Here is a 16,246-nt window from a genome sequence, read left to right on the forward strand (position 1 = left end):
TTTACTTTTCTTTTGAGACGATTTCAATTTATTGAATTTATACTTACATATTCTGTACGCCAATTCAAAGGGGTATTACCTTCCCAACAGCGAAAGGCTCGATAGAACGAACTCTGATCTTTATAACCTACAAGAAAAGCCACTTCTTTAATATCTAAGTTAGGATTTGCCAAGTACTCTTTTGCCAGTTCATGGCGAGCTTCTCTCATAAGCTGTTTGAAAGTTGTTTGTTCGTCAGTTAGCCGGCGCTGTAGGGTGCGTTCGCTCATTCCCAATTCACTTGCAACATCTTGTATTTCTAGTCGTTCTCCAGTTAAACTGCGTTTCAATATCCACTTAACTATCTCCGTTATAGAGTGACTGCCTCGCTGCTCTTCCAACGTTTGGTGAAGTACTGGAGTTAATATATCCAATAATTCAGCATTGTAAGAAGCAAATGGGCGATCCAAATCTCCTCTATGCAATGTCAATCTGTTACATTTTGCACCAAACTGGATTGGACAGCCAAAGTAATCTTCTAATCCTTGTACTTGATTCATTGTATGGTTAAATTCTACTAAGCTCGCTTGTATAGGCAAACCAGTACCCCGTCGCCCTAGCTCCAGTAAAAATGCAAGTGTAGTTCCAACAAGCAAAGGTGGACCAGGTAGACCAGTATCCAGCCATTCCACTTCGATTGTACAGCTTTCGCCTTCCTCCACAATTCGAATGTTTTCAGGAGGACACATTTCTTTGTAACGAGCCATTCTCTTTAGAGCATCGCGGTAGTCACGAGCATGGTAAGCTGCCAGTACAGACGGTGGATATTGAGCTGTTTCAAATGTTGTCGGGAGCTTAATTATCGCATCTTCCATGTCGCCGATAATATCGGAATATGCTTGCCATATTGCGATATATTGCTCAGTAGTAACAACAGATTCAGTGATTACGGTAAGTGGCATTTTTGCTTTCCTAACCACATCTTGAGCCGTAATTCCAAGTTGATACAGTCCTGCCCAAAATCCATCCGGTATTCTAATACGATTATGTGAAGTCATATATTACACCTCTTTATCTATCATCACATTAACATTTTTTAGAAAATGAACGCAATTAAGATTGTTAACGGGATAGTTATTTTATTTTACTTATATAATCCGGTTCTGTAACTAGCATAAAACGACAATACACTAGCAATAGACGTCAAATAATTAATGAGTTTCACAGGTACCTTAATTAGGAGTTTCTAACCAAGAGGGTGGAGAAGTTGTATATGCAAATCAATGTGACTTCAACTGAAGACATGCCAAAAAGAATAGGGGTGTAGAAATAATATTTCACTATTTCGTTATCTTTATTATTGGATATTGTTTAAGTTTTATTTTATCAATAGATTTATTTGATGAAAATAGTAGAGTAATAAATACATTATATAGAGTTTGCTTTGGACTGTTTTTTCTATTAGTAATTTGGCTTGTTCAACCTAAAAGAAATAATGTGGACGATAAGAATAACAGCGGTTAATGGATATCAATCTTTTCTTCTTCAACTAACGGGTGCTTTACTTCAAGAAGGGGTAAAGCCTTTTTTCTTTTTGAACTGAAGCAGCAGTTTAGTTTAATGGCAGCAAATGAAATGTTTTAAATTTAAATGGGAAATTAATTTATAATTGGAACTTCTATGTGTGGCGAACGTATGAAAGTAAAGCGGAAGGTTAATGAAAAAATAAGGAGTTGATAAGCCTTGATTATTTACGCAGAAGCCCTACGTACAATTTCCATAGTAATACTTATTATTAGTTCTTCTTTCTATCTTCGGCAATTGGTAAAAACCAAAAAACAAAGGAAACTTTCAGCCTTTGAATTTACAATGTATACAACCATTCAGATAGCATATATCTTCTTTGCAATGAGTTTATTGATAACTGTATTCTTTAAGTGATTGGGAAGTATAGAAAATATTGTGAAACATTTCACTTAATCTAACGGGGCAGGTTAGTTGAATAAGAAGGTTTATTTACGATTATGTTGAATAAGTTAATATATGTAAATTATTGAACAAAAGGGGTGCTTTACTTCAAGTCTGGGACGGCACTTATTTTTGAACTAACGTAGCGGAATACTTTAAGAACAGAGGGGGGAAGTAATGAGAAAGTTATTTATTGGTATAGCAATAACAACAATACTTTTAACTGTGTTTCTAATATATAATCACAAACAACTCCCCACTAAAGATGGTGTATTTAAAATTACAGAAAACTGGTCTCCAACAACAGAGGAAGTCTATTTAGTGAGAAAAATAGATCGGGAATGGTTAACTATTTTTAGAAATACTCATTCAATTATGCTTGGTCGATTAGAGCAAAATTGGTTAGGATTTTGGGTGTTAAAAGATGATAATGAAGTTGAAGGTACATTAGCTTCAACTCACCATCCACCTATACAAGAAGACGAATTTACTTGGGGTGTGTCACTTGCAGGAGAGGGAAAACCATCATATTATTTTGGGCAGATTATTAATCCTGAAATTAAGAAAATAGAAATAGAAACACAGAAAAACTTTTTTGAAAGTGCTTTATTAATTATTTCAGGTCAAACTCGTTTTTTCTATTTAAAATTAGATGGAGAAGTAGTAATGCCTATAAACATTAATGGATATTCTGAAACTGGAAAGTTAATTTATTCTACAATTAAACCAATTAAAGAGGATTAATGAAATTAAGAAGTTATTCAACTAACGGGTGCTTTACTTCAAGAAGGAGTAAAGTCTTTTTTCTTATTGAACTAACGCAGCAGTTTAGTTGAAGAAGGAATTTACGTCTTATAAGAAGAACTCATTTTATATGAAAAGGGGTGATTATAATGATAATTTGGTTAAATGGAGCATTTGGTTCTGGGAAAACTTAGACTTCTTACGAATTAGAACGAAGGATTCCCAATTCCCTTGTCTATGATCAACATAGGTTTTTTTATTAACAGGAATATTCCCAAAGAAATTAGTAAAGGTGATTTCCAAGATTATAGTATCTGGCGAGAGTTAAATTACACTACTTTAAAATACATAGATAGTGAATATGACGGGATTATAATTGTTCCTATGACCTTAGTAAATCCACAGTATTTTGAGGAAATTGTAGGGAAATTAAGAGATGATGGAGTGAGAGTCAATCATTTTGTACTTTGGGCTTCTAAAGAAACATTACAAAAGAGGCTGCGAAGTAGGGGTGAGAGAAAAAATTCATGGGGTGAAAAACAAATAGATAGATGTATGCAAGGGTTATCAAATGATATATTTAAACATCGAATAGAAACTGATAAATTGACAGTCGAAAGTGTAGTGGAAACAATTGCATCTATGTTAGACATTCATTTACTCGATGACAAGAGAAATAAATTCAAGAAAAAATTAGACAGAATTAAAGTACAAATAAAACAAATACGATTTATAAATTAAATAGGTTACTCTCTTTAACTAACGGGTGCTTTAGTTCAAGAAGGGGTACCCTTTTTTCTTATTGAACTAACGCAGCAGGTTAGTTGGATAAGACTTGTAACACCCATAAGAGAAAAAACGTTTAATTACAAAAGGGGTGAAGTACAGCGATGAAAAAGATAAATATTATATTAGCTTCATTCTTAATCGCTGGTTGTCAAAACACAGAGAATTCAACAATTAAAAATCTGGAACAAAATAATATTCCAAATTACACACCTGCATCTGAAGATGTTATAGATATGCATGGCGAAATTGAAAATAAAGAGAGATTTCAGGAGTTTCTGAATAATGTTGAAAACGCGAAAAAGGATAGTATACGAGTTGTTAAATATACAGAAAAAGGTGACCCAATGCTTCATGATCTTGAATATGATGGTGAAGTTATAAAATCAACAACAGACACACGAAGAGATAAATTTGGTCAAGGAAGTATTATTAGTACTACTTGTACCACAATTGAGGTGGTCGAAACTACTGAAAAAACTGATTACATTCTTGAAGGTTGCGAAGATACTATAGATTATACCGTTTTAGTCACTTGGAAATAGTAGGGAAATATTTTTTCATTAATAGATATTTTAATGTAAATGTGAATAAATTCACTTAAACTAACGAGCAGTTTAGTTTAATAAAGATTTGAAACAATCATCAATATCAAACGCCAAATCCTGATAAAGGGGATGTTTAAATTGTTCCAAATTAGATTGGCTTTTATATTACTTATGTCATCTTTTCTCATAGGCTGTACAGATAATGCTGTGACAAATATCCAATCTGTTATTTTAGAAGATGAAGCAAAGCAAATGGTATTGGATAACCACTATGTCCATAATGAAGAAACTGAAATACTTTCTGTTGAACTGAAGAACAATAAGTACTATATCGAGTGGCAAATTGAAGGAGACTGTCAGCGTGGAATAGATAGTGTTAATAGTGATAGTGAAATTGAAATGATTGAAGCTGAATTATGTTAATTCAACTAACGCAGCAGTTAAGTTGAATAATTAATATATATTTTGAAAATTGGAACTTTAAATTTGCTGACCCGTATAAAAGGTAACAGATGTAAGGAGGTATTTAGATGAAACGTTTTATGTATTATTTTGTTTGGGTTCTATTTATTGGTTTCATCTGTTATTTAGGCAGTCACTATTATATGAGTTTAAAATCCATTGCCCAAGAAACGTTTGATAACAAATTATTTTTTATATACAGTCTCGTTTTTCCAGTCATTATTGGGATGTTATTCAAGCTACCTGTATTGGTCAAAGACATTCAGCAACAGAAAAAATGGACATTCGATTGGGTGAAATTGTTAGCAATTGGCGCACCAACTTTTTTTATCGTATATTTGCTGATTTTTTTAGAATAATAATCAGTTCTACTCCATTCACGACAGCAGCAGGAATAGTGCTTGGATACTGCTTGTTAGATATTCTGAAAAAGTAAAACATTTTTAACCATCCGTTAGGCTTGTGATGACAAAGCGAGTTGCATTGGAGACTCTTCTTCAACTAAAGAAGCAGGTTAGTTTAATAAAATCATCTTAAAGAAATTAAGAGGTGACTAAGTATAATGACAACAAATAAAAAATCAACTGAGAGTAAGAAGTTGTCTGGTCCTGAACAGGTAGCAGAATTTATGAACAACCTTGAACATCCACTTAAAAAAGAAATAGAAGAGGTTCGAAATATCATTTTAAGCACTGATGNNNACTGATAAAAATGACGTTAAAGCAAAAGAAGAAAAACTTAGAGAAGTAATAACAAAGTGGCTTAAAGTTATTTAAAATGGATGATGCCCCTTCTTCCACTAACGGGTGCTTTACTTCAAGAAGGAGTAAAGCCTTTTGTCTTTATGAACTAAAGGGGCAGTTTAGTTCAATAAAGAAGATTTAAAGGAAAGTAATTCATAAAAAAAGGGGGTATAGAAGGTGGACTTATTACTCTGGATAACTACTGGTTTCATGCTATTCGGATTTGTTGTTCTCGTTTCTATGAAAAAAAGTATGGAAAGTAAGCTCGCTTTTATAAAAGCAAATAAGGAAGGCGAGGAAAGTTCAACAACAGCTAAATCCATAATTTGGTGGATAATGAGTACCACAGCTTGGGGAATAGGGGGTATGTTCCTTGTTGTTTGGTGGTTTCATAATTATTTTGGATAACTGTCGGTTTCAAATGTACTTAAACTAACGAGGTGCTTTACTTCAAGAAGGAGTAAAGCATTTTTTCTTATTGAACTAACGCAGCAGTTTAGTTCAAAAAGGATAAATTTACAGTTGAGAGAATTAGAGAGAGTTACAACTTGGAGGGGAGAAATTGGAGGAAAACAATAAAGGTATTTTATATTTAAATATGTCCATTGGTACATTAGGACTCATTCTTATTGTAGTAGGATTATTGAAATATTATGAAACTGTTGGTGGTATGGGTTCAGCGTTTGCTTTGTTGGGTTTTCCTGTAACAATGATTTACTTAAATTATCTTGAGGGGAAAGCTGGTATAAGCAAAAAAATAGGAAAGGAGCTGATGTTATGACAAGATTTATTATGTTTTTTATCACAATTGGACTTGTATTAGTTGGGTGTAGTCCAGATAAAACAAATGGTAATAACGAAAAAAATACGCCTGTAGTCTCGGAAGATAGCAACGTTGCTAATAACACAGAAATTACGCACAGCACGGAACAGAATGTATTACAAGATTCCCCCGAATATGTGGCTAAGAATGAGGGGGAACTATCTGTTCAGGATTCAGATATGGCTTATGAAATGTGTGTGAGAGCAATGACTAACTATTATAAAGCTGTCTGGAATGGCTCGGATATTGAATTGGATACATTTATCGATAACAAAAACCTTAAACAGTATACGCAAAAGAAAATTCAATACCAGCATGATTTGTATTCAGCATCTACTGATTCTAATGACGAGGTGCAAAATATTGAGGTAGGCGATTGGGTAGTGGAGTATACGGTTAATGTGGATGGAGATTTTCTCTATTTAAAATTACCTGTGGAAATTAATAAGACTGTTGGTAGTCGTGGTGAAGTTAATGAATTTCTTGTACGTAATGTAAACGGTAGGTTAGTCATTGTTGACTGGTATAGTGGTGGAAAGGATAGTTATGATTTCTGGGTGCGTGGAGAAAATCTAACGATTGACAACCCAAATATTTGGAATGATAGTGAATGGGTAAAAAAATTAGATAGGAAGCAGATAGAATTTTCAGGCTCAATTCGATAGTTAGTTATTTACAGTTGGGATTTCATTAACGTTACACTTGCTAGCAAAACTAATTTCTCTTATTCAACTAACGGGTGCTTTAGTAAAGTAGAGCAACGTCTTTTAAGGCGTTGCACCTTTAACTTTAAAAGTACTTCTGATAATACTCTTTTCTTAACCTTCCGATCTTGGTGGTTTCACTTTTCTCATGTCCCAAAAGGCTTTGTATGATCTCAATAGGGGCTCCATTATCCATCAAATTAGTTGCGTAGCTGTCATGAAAATTGTTTTTTAACATTTGAAAACGTGATGAAGAGGAGTATCGTCTATTAGTTATAGGAAAGGTTAGGGGAGTGTGAGATGAATCGTTTTTTGGCAGAGCAACAATTTCAACATGTTATGAAAGAATATACCGATTATTTGTTAAAGCTTGCCTATTTGTATATAAAGGATTGGTCGGCTGCTGAAGATATTGTACAGGATGTGTTTTTAACCTTTTATCAGAAATTTGAGCAGTTCGAAGCACGCTCCTCCTTGAAAACTTATTTAGCAAAAATAACGATTAATAAATGTAAAGACTACTTAAAAAGCTGGCGATATCGTAAGCAAGTGTTAACGAATAACTTTTTTAATCCTGTCAAGAAGGGCAGAGACCGAATTATAGAAGAGAATGAAAAGTTAGAACTTGCAGAAGCAGTGTTACAGCTACCATTAAAGTATCGTGAAGTAATTATCTATTATTATTTTGAAGAATTATCCGTTTTAGAGATTTCTCAACTACTTTCAATCCCAGACAATACCGTCAAGACAAGGCTCAGAAAAGCACGATCACTATTAAAGGTTCAATTGAAAGAGAATGAATGGGAGGTGCTTATCCATGAATGAAATTAAACAACAGCTGCTATCAAAAATGGGTGATACATCAGAACGTGTGCATCGGATTCAACAGCAGGTGAACTTAAAAAAATCAAAAAAGCCTAACGAAAATAAGGAAAAATGGGCGTACTATGGAATATTCGTTGCATTTATAGGATTACTTGCGTTCAGCGCATATTTATTACCTTCTGAATCGACAAATAAAAATAGTCAACTTACAGAACCAGGATTAATCGTCCCGAAAGAAGATGATAGTGCTGAAATCATCATTGAAAAGGGGGATTTTTATGATGAAATAAAACAATATCTTCCTCCACATGGCACGGAGGCAGTATTTTTAGGTGGCTTCGAGAATGGCGGCAGCACTACCCAAACGTTTTGGTTAGGTGACCATTATGTGCAGCAAGTGATTAGTAATGATGGTGGAAGTGTTGAACGTATTTATCGCTTGAACGGGAATAAAATCGAAATTGTTTATGAGGAGATGTTGGATAATGTATCAGATCGATTGCACTGGTCAAGTAATGAGCTGAACAAGCTACCCAAGGGAGAGCTTTTTTTAGAAGCTCCTTTGGAAGTAGGAGATGAATACGGAGATGGGACTGTGTTGAGTACATCAGGACGGGTTACTACTACTTACGGCGATTTTACAAATGTATTGATCTTCGAAAAGATAAAAGATGATTATCGGACTAGAAGATATTTTGCCCCTGGTTTTGGTGAGGTGAAATGGGAAGGTGCTTCTCTGGACAAGGAAAGCGGTGAATATGAAACGGTAATTAGCACGGACTTAGCTACCTTTACTTTTATGGAAGAAGAGATAATAACTCCTGCTCATTTTGATGTGAAAATTGAAAACAATTTTAATCCTACTTTTCATTCTCCCTGGCAGCCTTCACCAAGCGGCAACCAGCAAGCGACAATTGAAGGAAAAGGAGAACAGGCAGGGGAAGAAGGAGAAGGAATACTAGTTATAGAAAACTTGGAAACAGACCAATCTACCATTTTTAAATTGAAAGACAATGAGGAACGTCAATATACTCCTAAGAAAGTAGAGTGGATTGATGAAGACAGAATGTTCGTCATCATAGGGTATGCACATGGGATGGTAACAGTCGGTGGGAAGTTATATGAGTTAAATATTAAAGAAAATATCGTGACTCCCGTTATTACAGACCTATCACTAAAAGAAGAAATTATGTCTGTTAAAGTCAACCCAGATGGTACATTCACTTACGAGAAACATGTGTATGATACAGATGTTATGGATCAGAGTGAAAGCCATGTAGAGGAAGGAACACTTCCTATTCCAGCTAAGGATAAAAACAAGGGAGTTAGCTTTTGGGAGGATCTAGCTCATTTAGAAACGATAGATTTGTCAGGAAAAGCATTAGAAAATCTACAAGGGGCAGAAATCCTAAAGAAGACAGAAAATCTGTTTTTAGCTAACAACAGTATAACGGATATCACTTCCTTGAAGGATTTAGATAAACTCAAGTATCTAGAGTTAAGTAACAATCAAATTACTTCTATAGAAGCTCTAGAAGGGCTAACTGATTTAGAGAGTCTCTCTTTAGACAATAATCCCATTATTGATTTTACCATTATTATCCAACTTGAAAATTTAACATTTCTATCTTTACAAGACACACAGCTAGATTCGCTCACTTTTGTTCGCGAAATGAAAAACTTAGATCGAATAATTATCGCAGAAACAAAAGTGTCGAATCTGACACCTTTAGAAAATTTAAATAAGTTAACGTATTTAGATATCAGAGGAACCAATATAACGACCATTAAACCATTAGAAAAGCTGGATAAGCTACAATATCTTTTATTAGATAAAGACAAAGTGAAGGATTGGAAATTATTAGCTAACAAAGAATACCTCCGAATATCCGAGGAAATTATTATTGCAGAATAAAAAGTTTTTAAATATCTGCTAGTTGAATAAATGGTATTTGAAGACTTGTGATATAAATCGCTTATGAAGGATGCGGCTTTTGCTAAGTGGAATAAGAATATGATATTAATTAGTTTTTTATTGCTTAATAATGTTCGAAAGAATATATCTCCAATTTAACGGTAGAAATAGTTGAAGTCAAAACAGTTGCTTGGAATACGTTTTAGCTTGTAAGGTAGCTTTTCTTATTGAACTAACGAAGCAGGTTAGCACAATTAGCCCAGTTATAAAATTCAGATTTCCCCTCCGAAGATAACTACTCCAAGACAAGGAGACTCAAATGTCCATCTTTCAAAATCCTATATATAAGCTCTTTAGTACCTGTTACAAAAGCCAGAAATATAGTTTGGAAAATTATAATAGTAGTTCGTATATTTTCTCCCCCCTAAGATAAAGATACTATCGAAGTTAAAATAAAAAAGGGGGTCTTTCGTTTGGAGAATAATAATAAAAAAGGCATTTACCGTGATAAAGACGGTAATTATATTATTTGCGAAGAAAAAATGGCTGAAATTTTAGATTTGCTTGATGACTTATTTGAAGGTAAGAAAGACAAAAAACCATTATTGGAACGTTGGCCTGATTGGCCAGATTTAGATAGAGATTATTGCTGTCATGCTCTTACATTAGCCAACACAATACACGACAAAAAATTTGTTCCATCACCTACTAGAGCAACTTCGCAATTTATGTGTCAAGATTGGGTTTATGAATTAAATGGATCTAATCCTGACTTACAACTCCACGCAGGCGCTGTTATTAGAGGGAAATGTTAAAAAGGGGGATACACCCCTTTTTCTAATTATGTGTTTTTATATTCTTTCAAAATCTATAATTATTATTTTTTCTTTATATACTAAACGTCCTCATCAAGAAAGAAAAATTTTAATCTTCTTCAACTACGAATCGATAGCGATATATTAGGAATATCATAAGATGCAGGCTTTCTTCTTAAACTAACGGGTGCTTTACTTCAAGAAAGAGTAAAGCCTTTTTTCTTATTGAACTAAAGAAGCAGTTTAGTTTAATAAGGAATCGATTAACATGTAAATTATCTAGTAAATTGGAGGACTATAATTGATACAAATAAAACCTAGTAATAAAAAACTAAATCAGAAAAGATTATTTGATTTTGAACAACTAATTAAATATAAATTACCAAAAGAATATGTTGAGTTTTTAATAAAATACAATGGTGGCTACCCAGAAAACAATATTATTGAACTTCAAGATGACGAAATGCAATCTATTGCAATTTCAGATTTTTTTGGAATAGGAATAGAGAGAATTAATGATTTAAAGGCAACTTATAAGTTTATAAGGATAGATTACCGAAAGGTTTTATACCAATAGCAAGAACAGAGGGTGGTAACATTGTCTGTTTATCTCGTCATAATGGGTCTTTGTTCTTTTGGGACCATGATATTGAATTACTAAATGAAGATATAGATTTTAAATATCTTATTCCCATTGCTAATAATTTCGTGGATTTTCTAAATATGATTAAACCTGATGATTCGGAAGATTTGGATGGTTACGAGGTAGAAGAAGTATGGGTTGACCCTGACTTTTTAGAAGAAATGAAAAAAAGTGGCTTATTAAACTAACGGGGGCGTTAGTTCAATAAGAATTAAGTAGAGTTAAGAACTATTATAGTTATTCCATTAAAGGGCGCAATTCTAGTACAAGGAATTGTGTCTTTTTTAGTTATCATCTTGAACAATGGTATTGCTTATTTGACTGCGTAGTAAAAAAAGAAAGAGTATCACTCTTCCTTTTTACTAATCTTTATACCATCGAGTTTGCTTGAAATCTCTTCAAGTACAACATTTCGTTCTTTTTGAGCTTTAATAAGGCTAATTGCAAACCTAATTGTAAAACCAATAACAGCTAGATAAATAATAATCATAAGTAAAATAGGGATTATAGCCGTCGCTTCCATTATTTATTACCTCCAGTCAAATTAATTTATATCTCATTGGTCATATGAAGAAGATTATGTACAGTCCGAGGACCTATGCAGTAGCTTATTCAGGAATAGGGCGCGATTCCAGAGGAATTAGCGCTCCTTTTCAATCTTAGGATCATTTCTAAAATATTCTCTAGGCAATGGTTTACATAAGAAGGCACAAAGTAGTAGATTACAAATTCCCTATTGACTATATATACTCCATATCGAACAATTACCTTTATGCAACAGCTGAATATGAAACGTCGTCAGACTAGAAGGTGGAATAAAACGTGAGAAGAATGGAAAGAAGAGAGCAACGGAAATTAACCGGGCAGATATGGAGTAAGTTTAAAGATAAAAAAATGATAGTAAAGATTTTAGCAGCAGGTACAATATTCGTTTTAAGCTGCCTACTGATCTTTAATATATTAATTTTGAAAAGTGATGTCAGTAAATTAGACGATCCGGCTCCACAGCCAACGATTATTTATGATCAAAATGGAGATGTAGCTAGTAAGATTTCAGGTTCCAAAATAGAAGGAGTTAGCATAGAACAGATTCCTGACCAGGTTATTCAAGCCGTAATTGCTACAGAAGACCAGAAGTTTTACAAGCATAATGGCATTAATGTTATCGGAATTGTTAAAGCATTGACGAAAAACCTAACAAGCGGAGAAATTGTGGCGGGCGGAAGCACAATCACGCAGCAGTTGGCAAAAAATGTTTTTCTAACACAAGAGCGTACATATACGAGAAAGTTTAAAGAGCTTATCTTGACGAAAAAAATTGAACGAACCTACTCCAAAGATGAAATTATGGAACGGTACTTAAATCAGATTTACTTTGGAGAAGGAGCTTGGGGCATTCAGCGTGCTTCCCAAACGTATTTTGGCAAGGATGTAAGCGAATTAACGATAGGTGAGTCGGCGATGCTCGCAGGGTTGATTAAATCGCCTTCCAATTTGTCTCCATTCAAAGATATGGACAAATCAGTCGAACAGAGAAATCTGGTTTTATCCTTAATGGAAAAGGAAGGTTACATTAGTCAAGATGATGTGGAAGCGGCAAAAGAACAGCCAATAGTTTTAGAGGGCAAAAAGATAGATGATTATAAAGGGAAATACCCTTATTATGTAGACCATATTATTGAGGAAGCCATAAAGAACTATGAACTTACAGAAAATGAGGTTCTTTCAGGTGGACTTCATATTTATACAGAATTAAATCCTACAATACAAAATGCAGTGGAACAGGTGTATAGGGATGACGAGATGTTTCCTGAAGGGCAATCTGACCAGCTAATTCAAAGTGGCGCCATCTTCATCAACCCCTCAAGCGGCGGAATCAACGCCCTTGTTGGAGGAAGAGGGGAACACACTTTTAGAGGATTTAATCGTGCGACTCAACTAAAACGGCAACCTGCGTCTACCATTAAACCGCTGGCAGTATATACCCCAGCCTTAGAACAGGGATATGACATCTTTGATATCTTACCAGACTCGCCTATTAATATAGCTGGATATCAACCAATGAACGTTGACAATCAATTCCGTGGAGAAGTGACGATGTATGAAGCTTTGGTAAATTCCTATAACGTCCCGGCGGTATGGTTGTTGCAAAGGATGGGATTGAAATACGGGATTAATGCAGTCGAGCGATTCGGTATTCCATTAACGGAAGAGGATTCTAATCTAGGTTTAGCACTTGGTGGTTTGAATGAAGGCGTATCGCCTTTATTGATGGCGCAGGCGTTTTCCACTTTCCCTAATAATGGGGTGATGGCAGAAGCACACGCTATTCAAAAAATTGAAGATGTCAATGGCGAGGTCATGGCAGAATGGCATAGTAACGCCACAAATGTCACGGATCCTTTAGTCGCCCAGAAAATCACCTATATGCTTAAAGGTGTTGTTGAAGAAGGCTCAGGGATGAATGCTCAAGTGGAAGGCTGGGAAATCGCCGGTAAAACGGGTACAACACAACTCCCATTTGCGAATGCAGGAGGAGCGAAGGATCATTGGTTTGTCGGATATACGCCTCAAATTGTTGGGGCAGTTTGGATGGGCTATGATCAAACGGATGAAAATCATTATTTATCGGGATACAGCGGCTCTACGGTCACAAAAATTTTCAATGAAATTCTCTCGGAGTCTATAACGGAATTTTCCCAAAAAGAATTTGATTTATTGGCGCTGGAAAAACAGCTTAAAGACCAGCTGAAAAAAAAGGAAAAACAGAAGGAAAGAGATTTAGAACAGAAAGAAAAACAGGAAGAAGAGAAAAAAGAAAAGAAAGATAAAGATAAAGATAAAGATAAGGAGAAGAAAGAGAAAGAAGAAGAGAAGAAGAAAGAAAAAGAAGAGAAGAAAATGGAAAAGGAAGAAGAGAAGGAAAAGAAAGAAGAAGAGAAGAAAAAGAAAGAGGAAGAAAAGGAAAAACAAGAATAGCAAAGTTCAACAATCGGGCGCTTTTCTTTAATAAGAAGGCGTCTTTTTGCATGGACAACACATTTAAGGAGTTGGATTTATTGAGGTGTAAAAAAGATTGTGAAGTATTGTTCTTAAAGTAAAGGGTGCTTTACTTCAAGAAAGAGTAAAGCCTTTTTCCTTATTAATCTAACTAAGCAGGTTAGATATAGTACAAAGAAAATCAGGTCTAAAGGGAGAGAGATTCATATATGGATTGGAATTGGAATGATACTAGCATCAAACTTCCATATACATCCGAAAACTTAAGGACATTGTTAGATACTGTCTGTCGGAAAGAAAACGGATTTTCACAATATGATTTTGCTATGTGGTGCGATAATTTAACGATGGCATTTGAAGATGATGAAGGTGAAGAATTGAATGATTATGATTCACTAGCTAATGGCATCGCAAGGGATATCGATGTCAATGGGATTTGTTTTGGAGTGAAAAAGAATTAAGGAATATAGACCAGTCAGAATTAGAGTTACCTCTTAGTTGGTTTATTGAATGGTCAAAGGAATTACGTAGGTAAGAATTACATTTCTTCTTCAACTAACGGGTGCTTTACTTCAAGAAGGAGTAAAGCCTTTTTTCTTATTGAACTAAAGCAGCAGGTTAGTTGAAGAAGCAATTTTTCCTATATGGTAAAATACTTTAAAGGATAGTTAGGAATGAAAGGAATGATAGTATATGTCTTCTCTCATTGCATTCTTTACAATATCTATAATAATTGTTTTTTTTGCTATGGCAAAAACAGTAAAGGATAGTCAGCGAAAAGATAAAGATAAATAATTTCTTTATACTTTATTTAGAGGTTCTTATTGAACTACGGGTGCTTTAGTTGAACAAGTAGCTGCCTATAAGGGTATATTTTTTCTTATTGAACTAACGCAGCAGGTTAGATGAAGAAGGAGAATCATGAACACTTGTCTAATACTAATTTTATCAAAAGTAATCCTAAGCAATGGAAACTAGTGATAAAAAACAATGTATAGATTATGTTGGTAACAGGAGAGTGTTTTATATGAAAATAAGAAATTTAGCTCAAAAAGCTTTAGTTAAAGTATTTAAAATGGGAATTAGAAATTCAGCAAAAGCAGTTATAGTTAAAGAAGGGAAATTATTAGCCATAAAAATTTCTTATTGAACAAACGGGGCAGGTTTTAAACACCTAAAAAAGCACCCAAAAGAGTGCTTTTTCTAGAGATTGAACCATCCCTATGGTGTTGCATTAGTATTTCTTGCTGCGTCGATTTGTTCAGTTGTAGCTGTAACAACCTCAAATATAGGGGCAAATTCTGAAATCTCGCAGATGCTAATATACAGGTCCTGGTATTGAATCGTGATAGCACCACCACCAGGGAGAAAGGTTTGCTTAGCAACATCAATTCCCAAAACAGTCGACAAATGAAGGATTTTTCCATCTATTACTTCATCGATTACTCCTTGTACCAAAACCTCATTAACGCCTTCATATACGTGGACAAAAAAACCTTCAAAATCCTCCAGTCTATCTGCCATTTCTTCAACGCAGCAACATTGGTTACCGTCACATTTTTTTCGCTTATCGTCAGATTTTTTTCGTTTAGACATTTTTTTCACTCCTTTCATAAGTTATTCACTTGTATAGTATGTATTTCGGAAATATCTGTCTGTGCAAAACAACCAATCCATTAGTCTATTAGATAACTACTATATAGCGATAAATAATAGTTTCATAACTGAGGGGGATGAAAGTCCCCATTGTGCAAAAACGGGGCAGCCTTCCTGTATAAAGCTATGCTTGTGAACAAATGTACTTAAACTAACGGGTGCGTTAGTTTAATATTCGATTCCCGAAATAATCAATAAAATTACTTCGAATTTTAAAGTTAAAACCATAACATTTGGTTACTAACTATAATGTAAAAACCTAAAAGTAAGTTCGGATGGGTTACCAACTATAATGTAAATTAAAATCTTTTAAGACATAGGTATTTCGTTGCCGCTATTGAATTTTGGAGTTACCAACTATAATGTAACTGGACAATTGTTGTCCAGTTACATTATAGTTGGTAGCTTTACATTATAGTCGGTTACTGATATTTATAAAGAAATTTTAAAATCATCTCTCTAGTTTAACTGAGAGGTGATTTTTTTGGGATACTTATGTTAAAATTGCTTTTTTGGCGACTCCCAGTCGTAAATAATGCATTGTATTGGACCTAAAGTTGATAATCAGTTTTAGATGGAATAGTGAAAAAAAGAGTATCTTTAGCTACTCTTTTTTTAAATAAATTTTAAGAAAT

Annotated in this window: 18 protein-coding genes and 1 pseudogene; 16 read left to right on the forward strand and 3 right to left on the reverse strand. The window is 34.3% G+C overall.

What is annotated here, in order from left to right:
- Positions 1-23: 23 nt before the first annotated feature.
- The gene (locus AN959_RS15670) at positions 24-1,037 is read right to left on the reverse strand and encodes an AraC family transcriptional regulator (RefSeq protein ID WP_056832048.1); all 1,014 of its coding nucleotides are present in this window, start codon (positions 1,035-1,037) and stop codon (positions 24-26) included.
- Positions 1,038-2,124: 1,087 nt separating this feature from the next.
- Here AN959_RS15670 and AN959_RS15680 point away from each other — a divergent pair.
- The 13 genes and pseudogenes from AN959_RS15680 to AN959_RS22045 all read left to right on the forward strand — a co-directional run.
- Positions 2,125-2,691 (forward strand): hypothetical protein, encoded by a 567-nt coding sequence (locus tag AN959_RS15680; RefSeq protein ID WP_056832053.1) that lies wholly within the window; start codon positions 2,125-2,127, stop codon positions 2,689-2,691.
- Between the two features lie 231 nt (positions 2,692-2,922).
- Positions 2,923-3,432 carry a tunicamycin resistance protein gene (locus AN959_RS15685; protein ID WP_371256566.1) on the forward strand — a complete coding sequence of 170 codons (510 nt, stop codon included), beginning with the start codon at positions 2,923-2,925 and terminating at the stop codon, positions 3,430-3,432.
- A 149-nt stretch (positions 3,433-3,581) separates the two neighbouring features.
- The gene (locus tag AN959_RS15690; protein WP_056832055.1) at positions 3,582-4,022 is read left to right on the forward strand and encodes a DUF4362 domain-containing protein; all 441 of its coding nucleotides are present in this window, start codon (positions 3,582-3,584) and stop codon (positions 4,020-4,022) included.
- A 132-nt stretch (positions 4,023-4,154) separates the two neighbouring features.
- Positions 4,155-4,448: a hypothetical protein gene (locus AN959_RS15695; RefSeq protein ID WP_056832057.1), complete on the forward strand. Its 294-nt coding sequence runs from the start codon at positions 4,155-4,157 to the stop codon at positions 4,446-4,448.
- A gap of 107 nt (positions 4,449-4,555) precedes the next feature.
- Complete coding sequence (locus AN959_RS15700) at positions 4,556-4,846, forward strand: hypothetical protein (protein WP_056832058.1); 291 nt, start codon at positions 4,556-4,558, stop codon at positions 4,844-4,846.
- Positions 4,847-5,407: 561 nt separating this feature from the next.
- Positions 5,408-5,638 carry a hypothetical protein gene (locus tag AN959_RS15705; protein WP_056832060.1) on the forward strand — a complete coding sequence of 77 codons (231 nt, stop codon included), beginning with the start codon at positions 5,408-5,410 and terminating at the stop codon, positions 5,636-5,638.
- Between the two features lie 154 nt (positions 5,639-5,792).
- A complete protein-coding gene (locus tag AN959_RS15710; RefSeq protein WP_056832062.1) occupies positions 5,793-6,011 on the forward strand; it encodes a hypothetical protein in 219 nt (72 codons plus the stop codon).
- Complete coding sequence (locus tag AN959_RS15715) at positions 6,008-6,718, forward strand: hypothetical protein (RefSeq protein ID WP_056832064.1); 711 nt, start codon at positions 6,008-6,010, stop codon at positions 6,716-6,718. The genes AN959_RS15710 and AN959_RS15715 overlap by 4 nt, the downstream gene beginning before the upstream one ends.
- A 339-nt stretch (positions 6,719-7,057) precedes the next feature.
- The gene (locus AN959_RS15720; protein WP_056832066.1) at positions 7,058-7,582 is read left to right on the forward strand and encodes a sigma-70 family RNA polymerase sigma factor; all 525 of its coding nucleotides are present in this window, start codon (positions 7,058-7,060) and stop codon (positions 7,580-7,582) included.
- Positions 7,575-9,497 carry a DUF4652 domain-containing protein gene (locus AN959_RS15725; RefSeq protein WP_056832067.1) on the forward strand — a complete coding sequence of 641 codons (1,923 nt, stop codon included), beginning with the start codon at positions 7,575-7,577 and terminating at the stop codon, positions 9,495-9,497. Before AN959_RS15720 ends, AN959_RS15725 begins: the two co-directional genes overlap by 8 nt.
- A 473-nt stretch (positions 9,498-9,970) precedes the next feature.
- The gene (locus AN959_RS15730; RefSeq protein ID WP_056832069.1) at positions 9,971-10,312 is read left to right on the forward strand and encodes a hypothetical protein; all 342 of its coding nucleotides are present in this window, start codon (positions 9,971-9,973) and stop codon (positions 10,310-10,312) included.
- Positions 10,313-10,613: 301 nt separating this feature from the next.
- Positions 10,614-10,889 carry an SMI1/KNR4 family protein gene (locus AN959_RS15735; protein ID WP_056832071.1) on the forward strand — a complete coding sequence of 92 codons (276 nt, stop codon included), beginning with the start codon at positions 10,614-10,616 and terminating at the stop codon, positions 10,887-10,889.
- Between the two features lie 20 nt (positions 10,890-10,909).
- Positions 10,910-10,975: pseudogene (locus AN959_RS22045) on the forward strand (hypothetical protein); the annotation flags it as partial.
- Positions 10,976-11,301: 326 nt separating this feature from the next.
- Here AN959_RS22045 and AN959_RS21410 read toward each other — a convergent pair.
- Complete coding sequence (locus AN959_RS21410; protein WP_172794388.1) at positions 11,302-11,478, reverse strand: hypothetical protein; 177 nt, start codon at positions 11,476-11,478, stop codon at positions 11,302-11,304.
- A 308-nt stretch (positions 11,479-11,786) separates the two neighbouring features.
- On the opposite strand from AN959_RS21410, the gene AN959_RS15745 reads away from it, so the two are divergent.
- From AN959_RS15745 to AN959_RS21905, 3 genes are all read left to right on the forward strand, one after another.
- Positions 11,787-13,934, forward strand: a complete 2,148-nt coding sequence (locus AN959_RS15745; protein WP_056832125.1) for a transglycosylase domain-containing protein — start codon at positions 11,787-11,789, stop codon at positions 13,932-13,934.
- A 230-nt stretch (positions 13,935-14,164) separates the two neighbouring features.
- Positions 14,165-14,416: a hypothetical protein gene (locus AN959_RS15750; protein WP_056832075.1), complete on the forward strand. Its 252-nt coding sequence runs from the start codon at positions 14,165-14,167 to the stop codon at positions 14,414-14,416.
- Between the two features lie 566 nt (positions 14,417-14,982).
- The gene (locus AN959_RS21905) at positions 14,983-15,105 is read left to right on the forward strand and encodes a hypothetical protein (protein ID WP_256363931.1); all 123 of its coding nucleotides are present in this window, start codon (positions 14,983-14,985) and stop codon (positions 15,103-15,105) included.
- Between the two features lie 71 nt (positions 15,106-15,176).
- Here the strand turns inward: AN959_RS21905 and AN959_RS15755 are convergent, their stop codons facing one another.
- Positions 15,177-15,551, reverse strand: a complete 375-nt coding sequence (locus AN959_RS15755) for a hypothetical protein (protein ID WP_056832077.1) — start codon at positions 15,549-15,551, stop codon at positions 15,177-15,179.
- Positions 15,552-16,246: the final 695 nt, after the last annotated feature.

Source organism: Psychrobacillus sp. FJAT-21963 (assembly GCF_001420585.1).
Classification (GTDB): Bacteria; Bacillota; Bacilli; order Bacillales_A; family Planococcaceae; genus Psychrobacillus.